We start from the raw sequence: 17,229 nt of genomic DNA, 5'->3' as shown, positions 1-17,229 counted from the left end.
GTAAAGGGAATGGTTTACAACAAATGGGATTGGCTGATTTTACTTGGGGTTATAGTTCTTTCTATTTTTATTTACGCGGGCAGAAAGAAGAAAAAACGTAAGGAGGCTATTAAAATTTTAGATGAAAGATATGCCAAAGGAGAAATAAAAGAGGAAGAATATGAGAAAAGTAAAACAATGATATATGATGGAAAACACTAAGAGCGCAAGTATCAAAGCTTGTCTATAACTAAAACCATTTTCTAATTTCAACAAAGTAATTTATTATTAATTTAAATATAGAACCTATGAAAAGTTCAAAATTGATTGAAGCATTGAACAACTGCGTAATACATTGCAATTATTGCGCAGATGCCTGTCTGGATGAAGATGACATGTGCTAATTGCATTTGGAGGGTGTAAGGAAAAGCAGACTGTAAAAATCGATACACCGTAACAGGTGAGGAAAGAAAAAAAATGACTACCGACTTTGCAGACCAAGATTTTATCATAGATGGGATGACCGGTAGAACATGGCATAACTATCTGGAAAAAATGGCATTGACAGAAAGCGATAAGAGCCAAGCAAAATCTATTAGCAAGGATATGGCAGGATCGTTTGGGGAGGAACGAATGGAAATGAAAAAGCTCGTACAACAAATGGCCGAAGCTGAAAATATAGAAGAAGTCAGAAAGTTTTTCAGTTTACGGAAAAGTAGGGGCCTATGTTTGAAGACGCCCTTTCTGGAGGTGCCATTTACAAAAAATTCTGCCCGTTGGCCTTTAGCAATGAACTGCCTATTGGTATGCCAATGTCAAAGAAATTTAACCATTATTTTGGCGAAAAAATGCTAAAATGTGGATTGGTAAAGAAAAAATTAATAAATAACCCAAAAAATAAAAACACCATAAAATGAAAACAGAAATGATTAAAAGCACAATGTACACAATGGCACTCGCTGCCGTAATAATGATAACAGTTTCCTGTAAGGATGCAAACAAGAACGACCCCGAAAAGTCAAAGCCAATGAGCAATGAAATGCATCAGGAAAATGAACAGGATCACAATGGATCAGAAAGAATGAGAGGTGAGAATTCTGGTAAGGACGCGTCATCCGCAATTATAAATAACTACCTTAAAATCAAAAATGCACTTGTAGCAGACAACCAAGAAGATGCTGCAGAAGCAGGAGGAATGTTGGTGACCGACTTTGAAAATTTCGATAAGAATGGTTATTCCTCGGAAGAACAACAGGAATTAACTGATATTATTGAGGATGCAAAGGAACACGCAGAACATATAGCAGAAAGCCCTATAGCTCATCAAAGGGAGCATTTCGATATTTTAAGCAAAGATATGATAGATATGATTGCTATAACTGGTACCAATATAAAATTATATCAGGATTATTGTCCGATGTACAACGATAATAAAGGTGCACAATGGTTAAGTAGTACCGAAGAAATCAAAAACCCATATATGGGCAGCAGAATGCCGGGATGTGGAAAAATGCAAAAAGAGATTAACTAATTGAAAATCTTTAAGACAATAGCGTGGATAGCCTTGGTGGCTTTATTGACTATCCAGTTTTTCCCTGTGGATTACAACCAGGGCGAAACGGTGCCGCCGACCGATTTTATGTTTGTGAACAATGTACCCGCAACGGTCGAAAAATCGTTGCGGGTTTCCTGCTATGATTGTCATAGTAACAATACCAATTATCCCTGGTACAACAAAATACAGCCAGTGGCCTGGTTTCTAGAAGACCATATTGTAGAAGGAAAAAAGGAATTAAATTTCAATGAATGGGGAGATTTTTCCGACCGAAGAAAAACCAGCAAACTGCGGTCGATTATCAGTCAGATAGAAGATGATCAAATGCCACTGGCCTCCTATACGTTTATTCATAGGGACGCAAAATTTTCAAAATCGGAAAAAAAAGAGATCATAGAATATATGACCCAACTTAAAAAAAGTTTATAAGAAACTTTTACCATATAGATGCCTACCTGAAAATAGGAAAGGAATTTTTTTCATTGATTGGTTAGTTGGTTAATCTTTTCCAATTGAAGGTAGTATAAAAGTCCTGTAAGGGAAGGGTCTTCTTAATTAAGTTAGTTGAAAAAACCCCTTCCCTTGGCAGGCACAAAAAAAAGTAAGCCTATGAAAGATTGTTGCAAAATAAGAAATGAAAAAGAACAAAAGATAAGTGGCTTTAAAAAATCGTTCAACTATATCATTTATGGCATTATAGCCCTTATAATTATGGCGGCTTTATGGCTGCAATTAACAGGAAACTAATTAAAAACTATAGGAATGAAACCAAACAACTATTTTTCACTTTAATAATTTTTGCGTACGCTGGCATTTTATCGATTGTGTTTGCCGCAAATAATTCTAGAAGTTCTAATACAAGGACAGAAATAAAAAATGAGGAAGCCGATGTAACTGTGGATGCAAGTAACTCTGTTCCCACCTTACAAGCCAATACTAAAGCTAATTTCGATGAATTTCCAAACCTGCACCCAATGGTCGTGCATTTCCCTATTGTGCTGTTGCTGTTCGCTGTCATATTGCAACTGATTCAACTATTTGTGTTGAAACGTTCGCTGGACTGGGTCATATTATTGGTTATAGGTTCAGGCTTCATTGGCGCTTATGCGGCGGGTACGTTGGTCCATCCACATACCGAGGGACTTACCGAAATGGCCAAAAAAGTATTGGAACAGCACGATAAATACGCCAACTGGACGATCTGGTCGAGTGCATTGGCAGCAGTTTTGAAAGTTATTAGCCTGTTCTGGTTAAAACTAAAACGGGGCTTTGAGATTGCTGTGTTGTTGGTGATGGCTTTTTCGGCCTTTTCCGTCTCTCAGGCCGGTCATTATGGTGCACAACTAGTGTATATTGAAGGGGTTGGCCCACAAGGGAAATATTTGGGTAATGAAGCCGAAGAAGGGCATAATGAAAGTGGTGGCCACTCACATTAAAAATAAAATGAGAAATGGATTTGTTATTACGAGCATCATATTGGTTTTGGCGTTAGCCGCCATAATCATTCTATACCCATTTTTGTGGTGGTTGGCTTTGATACTACTTCCAATTCTATTTTTGGGTCTAATAGATTATTTTCAAAAATCCAATAATATAAGACGCACCTATCCTCTGCTGGGAAGAATTACCAATATATTGGAAAAACAACGTCACGTCGTTCAAGAAACGGTTTTATTGAATAGAACAGAGGGAAAACCTTTCAATTGGATACAGAAAGAAATTGTTTATAAACGTGCCGAGGACGCGGCCAAAAACCAACCCTTTGGAACGCAGATTCCGTATGACGAAGTTGGTCGCGAATGGTTTACCCATTCCACGTATCCTGCAAAGGAAATCAAAGATGATTTCAGGGTTACCATAGGCAGTTCAAAATGTTCCAGACCCTATTCTGCAAGCATCCTAAATCTGGCTGGAATGAGCTATGGTTCCATAAGCAAAAATGCGACCCTTGCCTTTAATGGCGGTGCAAAAATCGCAGGCTTTGCCCAAAATACTGGCGAAGGCGGTTTTACCCCCTATCACAAGAAATATGGTGCGGATATTATTTTTCAATTTGGAACGGGCTATTTCGGGTGTCGTACCGAAGATGGAAATTTCGATACCAAAAAATTTAAGGAAATTGCGACCGAAGAGGTGGTTAAAATGATTGAGATAAAAATTTCCCAAGGTGCCAAACCCGGTTTTGGGGCTATACTACCCGCAAAGAAGAACACTGCGGATATAGCAAAGTATAGAGATGTTGAGCAGGGTACCGAAATACTATCACCACCGCACCACGCTGCATTTGGCAACGATGAAGAAATGCTATCGTTCATTCAAGAATTAAGGGAATTGAGTGTTGGAAAGCCTATAGGAATCAAATTATGTATCGGTCAGAAAGATGAGTTTGAGAATATGATTAGCTCATTTTCGAGGATAGGCAATTATCCCGATTTTATCGCTATTGATGGTGCCGAAGGTGGCTCTGGTGCTGCCCATATGGAATCATTGCACTGGGCAGGAACCCCAATTGTCGAAGCGGTACATTTTGCCGATAAAGTATTAAGAAAACACAAACTTCGAGAAGAGATAAAGATAATGGCGGCGGGAAAAGTTATATCAGCCTTTGAGATCTATCGAATGCTGGCGCTCGGGGCCGATGCCTGTTATAGTGCCAGGGGTATGATGTTCGCATTGGGCTGTGTTCAATCACTAAAATGCAACCTTGATACCTGTCCAACCGGTATTACCACAATGAACCCAACACGGGTAGCATCTCTCGTTGTAGATGATAAAAAGACAAAAGTGGCGAATTATCACAAGAATACGATAAAAGCATTCGCTGAATTGTTAAGGTCAATGGGATTAAAAGACAGAACGGATATAGACAAAAAATATATACTGAAAAAAGTAAGGGAGAACCAAACATTAACCTATGACGAAATATATGTAGATAACCAATAAATGAGCAAGGAAAAAGACATAGAAACAACAACCGCTTTTTACGGGCAGTTATTCAACAGTTCAAAATATGTGATAGCTGTTGTACTTATTGCCAGCGCGATGCAAGTCTATTTGGTGCCCAAACTTGAAGTAGCAATTGCAGAAATAATATTGATATGCCTAACAATAACCAAAATCGGGTTTATCATTGCTTTAGCTTTCAATCAACTGATGAAAATCATTGGGCAAAGCCATATCTTAATCCACGTATTGACCCTTTTTGGATACTTGATTGCGCTTATCGTAATTTCTTTTTCAGTTGACTATGGTGCACTATATCTAATAGAGCCTTCCCATTTTAAATACGGTGGCAATCCAGCTAATACCCTATCATTTTTTGATATGTTTTATTTCAGCTTAATTACATTTTCCTCGGTAGGCTATGGTGACATAGTACCTATAAGCATAATCGCAAAAACATTGGTCATATTAGAGGTCACTGTACGATTTTTTGTATTGGTGTTTGGTATTGCCAATGTAAATAGGATTAAAGTAAATAAATAACCAAAAATCAAATTTTATGAAAACATCAAATCTTAAAACAATCTTAGCACTATTTCTAATTGTAACAGCATTGGGATATGGTCAAAATGAAACGAATATCGAAAAAGAGGCAGTCATAAATGTGATGAAAACCTACAAGGATGCGCTACAAAACTTAAGCACCGAAGGTACTTTTGACCTGTTTACAGAAGAATCGGAAGTATTTGAATCTGGTGGTGTTGAAGGAACCTATGCTCATTATATTGAGCATCATTTGGGGCCAGAATTGGGGCATTTCGAAAAATTTGAGTTTTCAGATTATGAAATCGATGCCAAGTTAGATGTACCCTACGCCTTCACTACCGAAACATATGTTTATACAATCGTCATTAAACCTGACGACAAGGGAAATAGTCGAACAATAAAGAAAAAAGGTGTGGCAACCTCAATCCTTAAAAAAATTGACAGCCAATGGAAGATTACCAAAATGCATTCGTCTTCCAGAAACGTAAAATAAAATGAATTTATGAATACGTTTCTTAAAAAATCGTAGCTGTGAAAACATTCGACACCCTTTTTCAAATAATTAATTATTTGCAAGAGCATGGTTATGCCTATGATTTTAATTTATGTACGGGACACATTCAATGTAGGGCATTAAAATTAAAGTTGCATACGGAGGATTTCGATGTGGATGAGATTCATCGTTTTGAAGGAATGAGCAATACTGATGATAGCAGTAGTCTTTACACCATTTCATCAAAAAAGGAGTTAAGGGATTGTTACTCTCACGATGATAGCTGCACTGGCAATGAGTTTTAGTTCGGTATCGGTAACTGCGAATGCCCTACAATTACGAACAAAAAAATTGATTGCTAAATGGTCAAAAGAAAAACAGTCCTAAAAATTAGAATGGCACATCGCTATTTGGGCATCTTCCTACGCATACAGTTTTTGATGTGGACAATAAGCGGTATCTATTTCAGTTGGACGGAGATCGATGAAATACACGGTGATCATTTTAAAAAAAGAGATTCCTGAACAAAATGCATTTTCAGATTTATTGGGAAGTTCTCAACCAAATATTAAGGAACCCATTCAATCATTAGAATTTTTTGAAATAGCGGATGATCCGATTACTGGATTAATGAGCCTGAACTTTATAATGTGCATACAAAAGCAAGGAAAAAGAGTTCACAGAACAAGAAGCAATTAAAGTGGAAGAACGCGATATGTTGACCGATTTAGAATTTGACCAGATACAACGGATTGAATCTGTAGGCGATCACCAGGAGTACCTTGGAAGACCTCTACCAGCTTATGAGATTTCATATAATACCGATGAAAATTTAAAAGCCTACGTGGCGAATGAGAATGGAGCTTTTCAAGCAGTACGTCATCGCGATTGGCGTTGGTTCGATTTTCTCTGGATGACCCATACGATGGAATACCAAAGACTAGATAATTTTAATACAATAGTGCTAAGAGCTTTCTCGCTTTTAGGCTTGATAACAGTTTTAAGTGAATTTCTACTTTGGTACACCAGTTCACCAACTATTAGAAAAATAATTAAAACAAAACGGAAATAATTAACTATAAATTTAACTACTATGGAAAATTCAAATGACTACAAAAAGAAAAATCAATACACAAAATTTGTAGGGATGCTCGCTTACTTTTTTTAACGATGTGTATACCACTCATTAACTAAATCTTTAATTTTAAATTTAAACAAAATGGAAAACAAACAGAACAACAAAGGAAAATACGGTAAATTTTTTGCAATGATTGCAACCTCAATGGTCGCAATGTTTTTTTTAATGTACACGCATTCATATCAGATTATAGATCATTTCTGGTACAGCGAGACTAGGTTTTTTATGACACTGATTATGGGCGGGTCAATGGTCATAATTATGCTGCTGTACATGCTACAAATGTACAAGGACCGAAAAAAGAATGTTTTGGTTTTAGGTTTGGGTGTTTTATTGATTGCAAGTGGAATATGGCTAGTCCGAAGCCAAGTAACTGTTACAGGTGTTGACTACATGGAAGGAATGATACCCCATCACTCTATAGCCATTTTAACTAGCGAACGGTCTCAAATAAAAGATGTCAGGGTTAGGAAACTTGCCGATGAAATCATAAAGGCACAGCGTAGGGAAATTATGGAAATGCAGTGGTTGATTAAGGATATACGTAAGAACGGAATTGTTGAAACCGAAAGTGAAAGGCGAAATAGACCTGTGCCAAAATTTGAAGGCAAGTTAGATGAGGAAACCAAGAATATTGAAAATTAACAAATGACTGCATTTGATATAGGCATGCTGCCTTTAAATAAAGGTTACAGGTTATTGGCTGTTTTCGTTTTCAACTGCTTCTACAAATAAAACCAATTTTCCCATCCGGTTCTTGCAAGGTTTAAAGTTAAACCAATTAAATGCTTACAGTATAGATCAGATGAAGGCAATGATACGGTTACATTTTACAGCCATCTAAAATGTGAAATGGCGGATCTTTAAAACCCGTTAATCAAGAAATTTGGCAGTGACAGTATAGATGCACAGTGTAAGGAAGGCACAGAAATGGAATGGGTAAATAGAAGGGTTACAGAATAAAAATGATAATTTATAAATAAGAACATTACATAAATCGCCATCGCAGTCTTTGTCAGCCTGCTTGGTGATCTCGTCATCAAATACACCGGATTAAACTGGATAGATCCTGCGCTAAGTTTAATAATTGTACTGGTTATTTTATATAGTTCCTGGGGACTACTTCGTGATTCGGTTAAAATAGCCATAGACGCGGTTCCAAAAAATATTGATATCGACGAAGTTGAGGAATTTTTAATGGATATTGATGGGGTAGAGGACGTTCACGATTTACATATATGGGCTATGAGTACAACTGAAACTGCCCTCTCTACCCATTTAGTAGTTCCCAACGGATATGAAGATCAATTTCTATATGATATCCGTAATCAGCTACGCAATAAATTTAAAATAACCCATACTACCATTCAGATAGAAAAAGAATTTGGAGATAAAGAATACCACCCTTATCAGGAATTAGATACTAATTAGAAGTTATGAAAGAAAAGAATTCAGTTATTTCAGAAGAAACTTCCTGTTCCATTCAGGAATCAGAAGATTGTTGCGGAAGTATGGCTGGTAATGAGGAAGAATTAGTTGCAAACAAACCGAGTTTTAATGTTTACATTCCAGCTATTTTTAGCTTCCTGTTTTTAATTATAGGAATTCTATTAGATTACCTGGGAACATTTTCCCGTTTTTCCAGCTGGATTAGAATCCTCTGGTATGCTGTGGCCTATATACCCGTAGGTTTACCTGTAATGAAGGAAGGTTGGAAAAGTATTAAAAATGGGGATTTCTTTACAGAGTTCCTTTTAATGTCCATTGCCACTATTGGTGCTTTTATTATAGGTCAATACCCCGAAGGGGTAGCAGTAATGTTATTCTATGCGGTAGGGGAACTTTTCCAGGCTTCTGCTGTAAAAAAAGCTAAGGGAAATATCAAGGCCTTGTTGGATGTAAGACCTAATGAAGCCTTACTGTATCAAAATAATAATTATGTTTCGGTGCCACCTGAATCTGTGAAAATTGGTTCGAAAATTCAAGTTCGGGTAGGGGAGAAAGTTCCATTGGATGGAAAACTGTTATCTCATAAAGCCTCCTTAAATACGGCGGCCCTTACAGGGGAAAGCAAACCAGATACTATCGCAAAAGGCTCAACCGTATTTGCCGGAAGCATTAATCTTAATGATGTTATTCAAATTGAAACCACAAAGGAATTTAAGGACAGTTCAATTGCCCAGATCCTGGATATGGTTCAGAATGCCACAGCCCGTAAGTCAAAAACAGAATTATTCATCCGAAAATTCGCCAGGGTTTATACGCCAATAGTTGTATTCCTTGCGATTGGCCTAACCTTTCTACCCTACTTCTTTGTTGATAATTATATATTCCAGGATTGGTTTTATAAGGCATTAATTTTTCTGGTAATTTCATGTCCGTGTGCTCTCGTAATTTCTATCCCATTAGGTTATTTCGGAGGTTTGGGTGCAGCGTCTCGTAACGGAATCCTCTTTAAAGGCGCATCTTTTCTGGATACCATGACCAAGATAAATACGGTTGTGTTGGATAAAACTGGGACCCTTACCAAAGGAGTGTTTAAAATAAAGGAAATTGTAAGTAGCCCTGAAGTTACGGAAGAAGAATTAATGAAATACCTCTGGGCGATAGAGGAACAGTCAACTCATCCTATAGCTAAGGCTATCATGGATTATAAAAAAGATAATTCAGCTTATAAAGCATCCCAGGTAAGTGAGGTTGCAGGAAAGGGATTAAAAGGAATAGTTACAGATAAATCTGTTTTGATTGGTAATAAAGAACTATTGGATTCCCACGATATCATATCTCCAACTGAAATAAATAAAATTGTAGAATCTGTAATATTGGTGGCTATTGATGGTGATTTTGCTGGTTACGTCACTATAGCTGATGAGCTGAAAGAAGATGCACATCAAGCGATCAAAGAAATTCGTAAAACCGGAATATCGAAAATTATAATGCTCTCTGGCGACAAGGATTGTATTACCAGAGAGCTTGGTAGAGAAATAGGATTAGATCAGGCCATAGGTGGATTGTTACCGGAAGATAAACTCGATGAAGTAGAATCTTTAAAAAAACAGGTAGGAGTTAAAGTTGCTTTTGTAGGTGACGGTATTAACGATGCACCCGTCCTTGCAACAAGTGATGTTAGCATAGCAATGGGTGGTTTGGGAAGCGATGTAGCTATTGAAACTGCAGATGTCATCATTCAAACAGACCAGCCTTCTAAAATCGCACAGGCCATTAAAATAGGCCGATCCACTAGAAAAATTGTGTGGCAGAATATTGCTTTGGCATTTGGTGTTAAAATAGCCGTTATGGTCTTAGGTGCTTTCGGAATGGCAACAATGTGGGAGGCGGTATTTGCAGATGTTGGAGTTGCAATGTTAGCTATCCTCAATGCAATCCGTTTGCAGAATATGAACTGGAAATAAAATTAGATCTTATTTGAAGATTTTTTTAACGGGCGAAAATATATAGATAATTTAGTCGGTTTGGATGAATTAGACTGCTTGTATTATAATATCAAAAATATGAATCTCTATAAGTGTTTTTATATCAACACCTAAGGACTCTATGTCTTCTCGTTTCGATAAAAATTCCAGAAATTTGCTATTTCCGGATTTACAACATGTAATTATGGGTTAGGATATCTTCAATTTCTTCTTCTTCCGTTTTGTTTTTCATTTTCCCGTTCTCCATTTACTTCTCAACCGTTACTGTTTTTTCCTTTTTATAAATGCGAAATACCAGCATATAGAAGTTAGCCGGACTGCATAAGCCGGTTGACTTCGTCTGCCCTTTTATAAGTCCTCTCTAATTCTATATGCTGAAAATGTATCAGCATCAAAAAGGAAACAGCATACGGCTCTGTAGGAAGTAAATCAAAATAAGAACGTGATGAAATCAATAAAAACAAAATTATCCGGAAATAGAACAAAAAAATCAAAAAAGAAAAGCTCCGGATATAATAAGTAAATCAATTATTAATCTTTAAATCTTTTAATTATGAAAACGCTTAGAAACAAAGTTCAGTTAATCGGAAATGTGGGGCAGACCCCGGAAATCAAGAATCTTGAAAGTGGTAAAAAAGTAGCCAGTTTCTCCATTGCTACCAATGAATTTTATAAAAATTCAAAGGGCGAAAAAATACAGGATACTCAATGGCATAACATCGTAGCCTGGGGTAAAACCGCTGAAATCGTAGAAAGTTATGTGGCCAAAGGCAAAGAAATTGCCATTGAAGGTAAACTAACCAATCGCTCCTATGAAAATAAGGAGGGAGAAAAAAGATACGTAACCGAAGTAGTAGCCAGTGAAATTCTTTTGCTGGGAGGTGGGAATGCTAATAATGATACTCATTAGCAGTTAAATAAAAGAGGGCTGGAACTTGCTCACGGTAACGCCCTCTTTTTCATTTCAACCCTTCAAATCAAATTAAAATGAAAGCACAAGTTAATGAAATATCGATAAAATATCAGGGAAATTTTAAGATCTCACAGGCACCTAAAATAACTTCTTCCGTAAGTGCGGCAGAATTATTATTTGACACGTGGAATAAAGACCAAATAGGACTGCAGGAATGTTTTAAAGTTATGCTCTTAAATAATGCCAATAGAGTGAAGGGTATTTTTGAAGTTTCTACCGGTGGGATTACCGGCACCCTCGTAGATCTGCGAATTCTGTTTGCAGTTGTTCTTAAGAGCCTTAGCTGCTCTGTGATTCTTTTACTTAGAGAAAAAATAGAACTACAAAAATTTCTAAAATTTGTCATTGAAAAATTATCATTTGATAACCTACCATATGTTTCCGTAAAAGACTACAAAGAGAGTATAAAGGAAGTTAAAGACGAAGATTTAGAAATAAATAATGAAAAAATCAATAAATTTTTTAGAAATTCAATAGTAACAAATGAATCTTTAGACGCGGAAATTATCGAAAGTAATTTTGAGAATTTAAATATCAATGAACAAGCTACAGCATATAAAAAGTTATTCGAAACTGCTTCAAAACTATTGAAATTAAACTTTCTATCGAGACCATCATATTTTAATAGTTCTAAATTTTTCCGTTTATACAACCCAGATTTTTCTAATCCTATTTTAAAAAATCTTCCTAGCGATTATTTTTCAAAATATATATTTGAAGATCCAAAAATTTATTTGAATAGATTCATTGAAACCTACTTAGATCAATTTGATAATATTAACTCTGAAGCGAAAAAAGTATTTTTTGATGGGATAGGTTCTCTTTTGAGAAGCGTCGATTTTGAAGAAGAGAATAACATAACAATGATTATTGAGGAATATGAACAACAATTTCCTTTAGCTATAAAAAAAGAAATTCATAAGATATATATTGACTTTTATTATTCCTCAGTAAGAAACGAAGGTTTCGCTCAAAAACATTATTCAAAAGAATTGTTCGCGCGAAAAAAAATAAAAAGAGAAACAATAACCGAGTGGATAACGAAAAAAATCAAGAACGATTTGGATTTGTATAAAACGAAAGAAGATTTTAATTATAAATATTTCGCTTATACATACGAAGATCTTGGAAAAGTTTTAGACAAAAGTTTAGACGAATGGACCGAAATGGTTAGAAGTATTCTTTACAGTTTAGATAAGAACTAATCATGCCAGTAGCCAACAAGGGTTAATCGCTTATAGTCGGCACCGTAAGAAAGAAAATAATTAACTAAGCCGACAAATCCACGTTCCTTACTCCGCCAACTGGCGCTAACCGAAACCATTGCCAGCAATTACAAAAATGTCTTTAGATTAAAAAAAATCCTTTAAAGTGTGATTTTTTCAAAACTTGATACACTAATAAGGAGAAGTTTAATTTTTAAATGAAGAAAAAAGAGCATTTTACAAGAGCAATTGAAGAAAATGAAGGCCTAATTTATAAAGTGACCCTGCTTTATACAGAAAATCTTCAGGACAGAGAAGATCTATATCAAGAGATTGTTTTTCAACTTTGGAAATCTTACGACAGCTTTAAAGAATTTTCAAAATTAAGTACCTGGATGTACCGTGTGGCAATGAATACGGCAATCTATAATTTGAAAAAAAATAATAGAAAAATAGGGACAACTACAATCGATCCTATCGTGGAAAGAATTGCCGACCACAGGGATAATTCAGAAGAAGAAAAACTAAAACTGCTTAATGATCAAATTCAAAAATTAAACCTTTTGGAGAAAGGTATTATTCTACTATATCTGGAAGGAAAAAGTCATGATGAAATTTCAGTAATAATTGGAATAACTAAGAGCAACGTTGGAACTAAGATTTCAAGGATCAAGAAAAAATTAAAGTCACAGCTAAACAGTAAATAAAATATTATGGAACTGGAAGAAATGAAAAATTTATGGAAAGGAATGAGTGCACAAGTTGAAAAACAAGAGCTGCTCACTAAAAATCTTATTGAAAAAGTGACTGAACAGAAATATTATTCGAAACTGAATAAGATCAGATACTCTGAAATTATAGGAACAATTATCTGTTATCTGGGAGCTATCTATTTAATTATGAATTTTATGAAAATAGATCCATTAGCAGAAAAAATCTTTGCGGTTATTGCCATTGGTTTACTCCTAACATTACCGATAATCTCTTTAAGCAGTTTGAACGGAATGCAGAAAGTAAAAATATCTTCAAAAACCTATCTAGACACTTTAAATGATTTTGGGAGACGTAAGATCAGGTTTCAAAAGTTTCAAAAATTGAATGTTTCACTAGGACTATTTTTAATTTTAGTCGCCATTCCTGTACTTTCAGCAATAAAAGGTGTTGATCTCAGTGAAACCGAACATTTCTGGACACTTACATTTCCAATTTCAATAATCGCTTTCTTAGGATTTGCATTTTGGGTATTGAGATCCTACAATAAATCTTTAGAAGCCACGGAGAAATTACTCTCTGAAATTAACAACTAAAAACCTAAATCAATACACGTATTTCTATCAGCTGAAATTTCAGCAGAAGGATAGCTATGCCTTAAACTGAACATTATTATGAAAACACTTATGATCACTCTAGTCATTATTTTATCAATATTTGGAAATAATCTATTAGCACAGAACATTGAAGGAATCTGGCAGGGAAACCTTGAAGTTCAGCCTGGAAAAACCATGCTATTTATATTCAAAATTTCTGAATCTAATAAAAGTCATTTTACCAAATTAGATATTCCCAGCCAGGGTTTAATGAATCTCCAACCAGCTTCCACCACGTTTCTCGATAATAACTTAATCATTAACGCCTCTAACCTGGGTTTTAAATTCGATGGAATGTTTAATGAAGAATCAGGCGAAATAAAAGGCAGCTTTCAGGAAGGCTTGAATATCGTTCCTTTAATTCTAATCAAAAAAATAAAGGCAGAACAGGTAGAAACTCCAAAAAGGCCTCAGGAACCTTCAAAACCATATCCGTACCTGGTTGAAGAGGTGAAAATATATAATTCTGAAGATCATATTAGCCTTGCAGGAACACTTACCTTACCCAACTCATCAAATCAATATACGCCCGTGGTAATATTGATTTCTGGTAGTGGTCCACAAGATAGGGATGAATCTTATATGGGACATAAACCCTTTCTGGTTCTTGCCGATTATCTAACACGAAAAGGAATAGCGGTTTTAAGGTATGATGATAGAGGAGTCGGAGAATCCACTGGAAATTTTGAAACAGCAACTACAGCCGACTTTTCTAATGATGTATTGAAAATCATTGAATTTTTGAAGGACAGAACCGATATTGATACTCGTAACATTGGTTTAATAGGCCATAGCGAAGGAGCGATAATCGCACCAAAAGTTGCAAATAGCTCACAAGATGTGTCATCCATTGTTATGCTGGCGGGCACAGGAATTTTAGGCAAGAAGGTCTCTCTGCAACAAGCACTGGATTACAGAAATTTTCCTGTACAGGATGAAGAAAAATACAGAGATTATATAGTAAAAGCGATTGCGATTGCGGCTTCTGATAAGGATGTGACAATAGTAAAAAATGAATTGAAATCTTTTTATCAGGATTCTGAAGTATTAAATTCTATTTTACCTCAAAACATAAATAAAGATGAATTTATTGAGAACCTGGTAAAAAGCAGAACAAATCCATGGATCCGATATTTTTACAACTATAATCCAGCGGAAGAAATTGCAAAAATTGGCATTCCTGCTTTGGCCTTATATGGAAGTAAGGATACTCAGGTACCTCCAAAATATAATATGAAGCCAGTAAAAGAGGCTTTACAAAAAAGTAAATCTGGAAATTACGAAGTTGTTTTGATGCAGGGATTAAATCATTTATTCCAGGAAAGTAAAACAGGACAAATTTCTGAATATCCAGAGATCGAAGAAACTATGAGTCCGAAGGTTCTTGAAAAAATCAGTGATTGGATTCTAGAAGAGATTTAATGATTCATACATTAGAATTTTAGAAAATTAGATACATTTTATATATCAAACAAAAAATTTGAAAAATGCAACACCCGGTAACGGTTCATTACCATTGAAAGGCAGCGTTAGAAAGAAAGTAATTAAATTTTAAGCAATTGAATTGTAACAAACTAATTTTTGTAAATGATAAAACTAGTTTCCTTTCACTATAAGCATCCATCAAATTACTGCTATTTTTTATTTGCTCTACTTTCTGAGTAGTTCTCTAAATTACCCTTTGTTACAAATGTTACTGTAGCTACTAAAGCATAAAGTTAATTTTGTTGTCAATTAAAAAATTGATAAATGGAATTACTTGAAATTTTTGGTTATGTAAGTTCTCTTATTATAGGGATCTCACTTGGTTTAATAGGTGGCGGTGGTTCTATTCTCGCAGTACCAGTGCTGGCATATCTTTTCTCCATGGGGGAGAGGGTGGCTACCGCCTATTCTTTATTTATAGTTGGGGCCAGTGCCCTGGTAGGTGGGATTCAACAACATTATAAAGGTTATGTAGACTGGAAAACGGCAGTGATTTTCGGTATTCCTGCTGTTATAGGTGTCACAATTGTTAGGCATTATGTGGTTCCGGCTTTACCTGAAACATTGTTTTTTATTCAGGAATTTGAATTTACCAGAAGGATGGCCATGTTCGGGTTATTTGCCGTGCTTATGATACCCGCTGCTTTTTCCATGTTGCGAAAAAAGTCTCCTGATACAGACCAGGAAAAAAATAAAGAGGTAAAATATAATTATCCGCTAATTCTGGTTGAAGGTTTAATTGTAGGAGCTATTACAGGAATGATTGGTGCCGGGGGAGGCTTTCTTATTATTCCCGCTTTAGTCATTTTGGCAAACATTGAAATGAAGACCGCGGTGGGAACTTCGCTCATTATAATTGCTTTTAAATCTCTACTGGGCTTCTTTTTGGGAGATGCCATAACCATGGAAATAGACTGGGTATTCCTAGGTATAATTACGGCCCTTTCTTTTACGGGGATTTTTATAGGCTCCTATTTAAGCAATTATATTAATGGAGCCCGTTTAAAAAAAGGTTTCGGTTACTTTATATTCCTTATGGCCGGATTCATTTTCTACATGGAATTCTTCGTTAAAAATTAGATAACAATTCAAATTAAAAATAAATGGAAAATTTAAATACAGATGATTTTGCTCATAAAATCAAACAGGATAAAAATGCTGTGATCATAGATGTGCGAACCCCCAAAGAATGGAAAGATGGTATAATACCTAATGCGAGATTAATTAATCTATTTGAGCCCGTCACTTTTCAAAGGGAGATAACAGGTTTGAATAAAGATAGAAATTATTATATATACTGTCGTAGTGGAAACAGAAGTGGGCAGGCTTGTAAAATTATGGAATCCAAAGGTTTTAAAACGTATAATCTTAGTGGTGGTATTATGCAATGGAATAAGGAGCTCTCTAAACCGGTATTCTAGATTTATTTTAATAGGATGACCGATAAAACTAAGGAATTCTGGGAAGATAGATATAGTGAACGGGAGTACGCCTATGGGGAACAACCAAATGTTTTCCTTCAAAACGAGCTAAAGAAGTTAGAACCAGCATCTATTTTTCTACCTGCTGAGGGAGAAGGACGAAATGCTGTTTTTGCTTCCAAACAGGGCTGGGATGTGACTGCCTTTGATCTCAGTACTATGGCAAAAATTAAAGCCTTACGCCTTGCACAAAAGAATGAAGTGGATATAAATTTCAAGGTTTCTTCTGTATTAAATTTCCAAAGTGATAGAAAATTTGATGTGATAGCCCTTATTTATGCTCATTTTGACGCCGATATAAGGATTAAAAGCCACCAGCACTTAATTAATCTTTTAAAGCCCGGTGGAGTTTTGATTTTTGAAGCATTCTCAAAAAAACAATTAAGTTACAATTCCGGCGGACCTAAAGATTTAAAGATGCTATTTTCCATTGAAGAGATGAAAAGTGAATTTTCAGGTTTAACAATCCAATATCTTGAAGAGCTAGGAATAAACCAGAAGGAAGGAGAATATCATCAGGGCAAAAGCAGCGTTATTCGTATGGTTGCAAAAAGAATCTGACATAGCGATTCAGGCACGTAACAATTGTTACTGTAGGTTTCAATTGTATTTGGCAATTTTACAGTAGAA

The 17,229-nt window shown here is 35.6% G+C and carries 20 protein-coding genes and 2 pseudogenes; all 22 read left to right on the top strand.

Going from position 1 to position 17,229, the window contains the following annotated elements; translation table 11 throughout:
* Positions 1-9 precede the first annotated feature (9 nt).
* The 22 genes and pseudogenes from GRFL_RS16835 (at position 10) to GRFL_RS16730 (ending at position 17,160) form a co-directional block, all read left to right on the top strand.
* A complete protein-coding gene (locus GRFL_RS16835; RefSeq protein ID WP_083645702.1) occupies positions 10-201 on the top strand; it encodes an SHOCT domain-containing protein in 192 nt (63 codons plus the stop codon).
* Between the two features lie 86 nt (positions 202-287).
* A pseudogene (locus GRFL_RS18405) lies at positions 288-377 on the top strand (four-helix bundle copper-binding protein); the annotation flags it as partial.
* Positions 378-456: 79 nt separating this feature from the next.
* Positions 457-834: a DUF3347 domain-containing protein gene (locus GRFL_RS18260; protein WP_236995828.1), complete on the top strand. Its 378-nt coding sequence runs from the start codon at positions 457-459 to the stop codon at positions 832-834.
* 58 nt (positions 835-892) lie between these two features.
* Entirely contained in the window at positions 893-1,510 is a 618-nt protein-coding gene (locus GRFL_RS16825) for a DUF3347 domain-containing protein (protein WP_083645700.1), read from the top strand.
* A complete protein-coding gene (locus GRFL_RS16820) occupies positions 1,511-1,963 on the top strand; it encodes a heme-binding domain-containing protein (RefSeq protein ID WP_083645699.1) in 453 nt (150 codons plus the stop codon).
* 293 nt (positions 1,964-2,256) lie between these two features.
* Positions 2,257-2,970, top strand: coding sequence for a DUF2231 domain-containing protein (locus tag GRFL_RS16810; RefSeq protein ID WP_083645697.1), 714 nt, complete (start codon positions 2,257-2,259; stop codon positions 2,968-2,970).
* Positions 2,924-4,477 carry an FMN-binding glutamate synthase family protein gene (locus tag GRFL_RS16805; RefSeq protein WP_236995827.1) on the top strand — a complete coding sequence of 518 codons (1,554 nt, stop codon included), beginning with the start codon at positions 2,924-2,926 and terminating at the stop codon, positions 4,475-4,477. The genes GRFL_RS16810 and GRFL_RS16805 overlap by 47 nt, the downstream gene beginning before the upstream one ends.
* Positions 4,478-5,020: an ion channel gene (locus tag GRFL_RS16800; RefSeq protein ID WP_083645696.1), complete on the top strand. Its 543-nt coding sequence runs from the start codon at positions 4,478-4,480 to the stop codon at positions 5,018-5,020.
* A gap of 16 nt (positions 5,021-5,036) precedes the next feature.
* Positions 5,037-5,516, top strand: coding sequence for a nuclear transport factor 2 family protein (locus GRFL_RS16795; RefSeq protein ID WP_083645695.1), 480 nt, complete (start codon positions 5,037-5,039; stop codon positions 5,514-5,516).
* A gap of 38 nt (positions 5,517-5,554) precedes the next feature.
* Positions 5,555-5,821 (top strand): phosphoribosylpyrophosphate synthetase, encoded by a 267-nt coding sequence (locus GRFL_RS16790; RefSeq protein ID WP_236995826.1) that lies wholly within the window; start codon positions 5,555-5,557, stop codon positions 5,819-5,821.
* Between the two features lie 57 nt (positions 5,822-5,878).
* Positions 5,879-6,588: pseudogene (locus tag GRFL_RS18400) on the top strand (hypothetical protein).
* Between the two features lie 147 nt (positions 6,589-6,735).
* Entirely contained in the window at positions 6,736-7,299 is a 564-nt protein-coding gene (locus tag GRFL_RS16780; protein WP_083645694.1) for a DUF305 domain-containing protein, read from the top strand.
* A 351-nt stretch (positions 7,300-7,650) separates the two neighbouring features.
* Positions 7,651-8,085: a cation diffusion facilitator family transporter gene (locus tag GRFL_RS16775; protein WP_341475775.1), complete on the top strand. Its 435-nt coding sequence runs from the start codon at positions 7,651-7,653 to the stop codon at positions 8,083-8,085.
* 80 nt (positions 8,086-8,165) lie between these two features.
* Positions 8,166-10,067, top strand: coding sequence for a heavy metal translocating P-type ATPase (locus GRFL_RS16770; protein ID WP_236995917.1), 1,902 nt, complete (start codon positions 8,166-8,168; stop codon positions 10,065-10,067).
* 574 nt (positions 10,068-10,641) lie between these two features.
* Positions 10,642-10,998, top strand: a complete 357-nt coding sequence (locus GRFL_RS16765) for a single-stranded DNA-binding protein (protein ID WP_083645692.1) — start codon at positions 10,642-10,644, stop codon at positions 10,996-10,998.
* A 77-nt stretch (positions 10,999-11,075) separates the two neighbouring features.
* Entirely contained in the window at positions 11,076-12,266 is a 1,191-nt protein-coding gene (locus GRFL_RS18255; protein ID WP_236995825.1) for a JAB domain-containing protein, read from the top strand.
* A gap of 218 nt (positions 12,267-12,484) precedes the next feature.
* A complete protein-coding gene (locus GRFL_RS16755) occupies positions 12,485-12,973 on the top strand; it encodes an RNA polymerase sigma factor (RefSeq protein ID WP_083645691.1) in 489 nt (162 codons plus the stop codon).
* Positions 12,974-12,979: 6 nt separating this feature from the next.
* Positions 12,980-13,573, top strand: coding sequence for a hypothetical protein (locus GRFL_RS16750; RefSeq protein WP_083645690.1), 594 nt, complete (start codon positions 12,980-12,982; stop codon positions 13,571-13,573).
* Between the two features lie 78 nt (positions 13,574-13,651).
* The gene (locus GRFL_RS16745) at positions 13,652-15,055 is read left to right on the top strand and encodes an alpha/beta hydrolase family protein (RefSeq protein ID WP_083645689.1); all 1,404 of its coding nucleotides are present in this window, start codon (positions 13,652-13,654) and stop codon (positions 15,053-15,055) included.
* A gap of 327 nt (positions 15,056-15,382) precedes the next feature.
* Positions 15,383-16,198 carry a sulfite exporter TauE/SafE family protein gene (locus GRFL_RS16740; RefSeq protein ID WP_083645688.1) on the top strand — a complete coding sequence of 272 codons (816 nt, stop codon included), beginning with the start codon at positions 15,383-15,385 and terminating at the stop codon, positions 16,196-16,198.
* 23 nt (positions 16,199-16,221) lie between these two features.
* The gene (locus GRFL_RS16735; protein WP_083645687.1) at positions 16,222-16,539 is read left to right on the top strand and encodes a rhodanese-like domain-containing protein; all 318 of its coding nucleotides are present in this window, start codon (positions 16,222-16,224) and stop codon (positions 16,537-16,539) included.
* Between the two features lie 15 nt (positions 16,540-16,554).
* On the top strand, positions 16,555-17,160 hold the full coding sequence (locus GRFL_RS16730) for a class I SAM-dependent methyltransferase (protein ID WP_083645686.1): 606 nt from the start codon (positions 16,555-16,557) through the stop codon (positions 17,158-17,160).
* The last annotated feature ends 69 nt before the right edge of the window (positions 17,161-17,229 follow it).

Source organism: Christiangramia flava JLT2011 (assembly GCF_001951155.1).
Taxonomy (GTDB): Bacteria; Bacteroidota; Bacteroidia; order Flavobacteriales; family Flavobacteriaceae; genus Christiangramia; species Christiangramia flava.
The sequence above is the reverse complement of the archived record's forward strand: the minus strand, read 5'-3'. Positions and strand labels throughout refer to the sequence as shown.

Coding starts and splice junctions, on each gene's coding strand:
- GRFL_RS16835 (WP_083645702.1), top strand. CDS start 10: ATGGTTTACAACAAATGGGATTGGCTGATTTTACTTGGGGTTATAGTT.
- GRFL_RS18260 (WP_236995828.1), top strand. CDS start 457: ATGACTACCGACTTTGCAGACCAAGATTTTATCATAGATGGGATGACC.
- GRFL_RS16825 (WP_083645700.1), top strand. CDS start 893: ATGAAAACAGAAATGATTAAAAGCACAATGTACACAATGGCACTCGCT.
- GRFL_RS16810 (WP_083645697.1), top strand. CDS start 2,257: ATGGCTGCAATTAACAGGAAACTAATTAAAAACTATAGGAATGAAACC.
- GRFL_RS16805 (WP_236995827.1), top strand. CDS start 2,924: ATGAAGCCGAAGAAGGGCATAATGAAAGTGGTGGCCACTCACATTAAA.
- GRFL_RS16800 (WP_083645696.1), top strand. CDS start 4,478: ATGAGCAAGGAAAAAGACATAGAAACAACAACCGCTTTTTACGGGCAG.
- GRFL_RS16795 (WP_083645695.1), top strand. CDS start 5,037: ATGAAAACATCAAATCTTAAAACAATCTTAGCACTATTTCTAATTGTA.
- GRFL_RS16780 (WP_083645694.1), top strand. CDS start 6,736: ATGGAAAACAAACAGAACAACAAAGGAAAATACGGTAAATTTTTTGCA.
- GRFL_RS16770 (WP_236995917.1), top strand. CDS start 8,166: ATGGCTGGTAATGAGGAAGAATTAGTTGCAAACAAACCGAGTTTTAAT.
- GRFL_RS16765 (WP_083645692.1), top strand. CDS start 10,642: ATGAAAACGCTTAGAAACAAAGTTCAGTTAATCGGAAATGTGGGGCAG.
- GRFL_RS18255 (WP_236995825.1), top strand. CDS start 11,076: ATGAAAGCACAAGTTAATGAAATATCGATAAAATATCAGGGAAATTTT.
- GRFL_RS16755 (WP_083645691.1), top strand. CDS start 12,485: ATGAAGAAAAAAGAGCATTTTACAAGAGCAATTGAAGAAAATGAAGGC.
- GRFL_RS16750 (WP_083645690.1), top strand. CDS start 12,980: ATGGAACTGGAAGAAATGAAAAATTTATGGAAAGGAATGAGTGCACAA.
- GRFL_RS16745 (WP_083645689.1), top strand. CDS start 13,652: ATGAAAACACTTATGATCACTCTAGTCATTATTTTATCAATATTTGGA.
- GRFL_RS16740 (WP_083645688.1), top strand. CDS start 15,383: ATGGAATTACTTGAAATTTTTGGTTATGTAAGTTCTCTTATTATAGGG.
- GRFL_RS16735 (WP_083645687.1), top strand. CDS start 16,222: ATGGAAAATTTAAATACAGATGATTTTGCTCATAAAATCAAACAGGAT.
- GRFL_RS16730 (WP_083645686.1), top strand. CDS start 16,555: ATGACCGATAAAACTAAGGAATTCTGGGAAGATAGATATAGTGAACGG.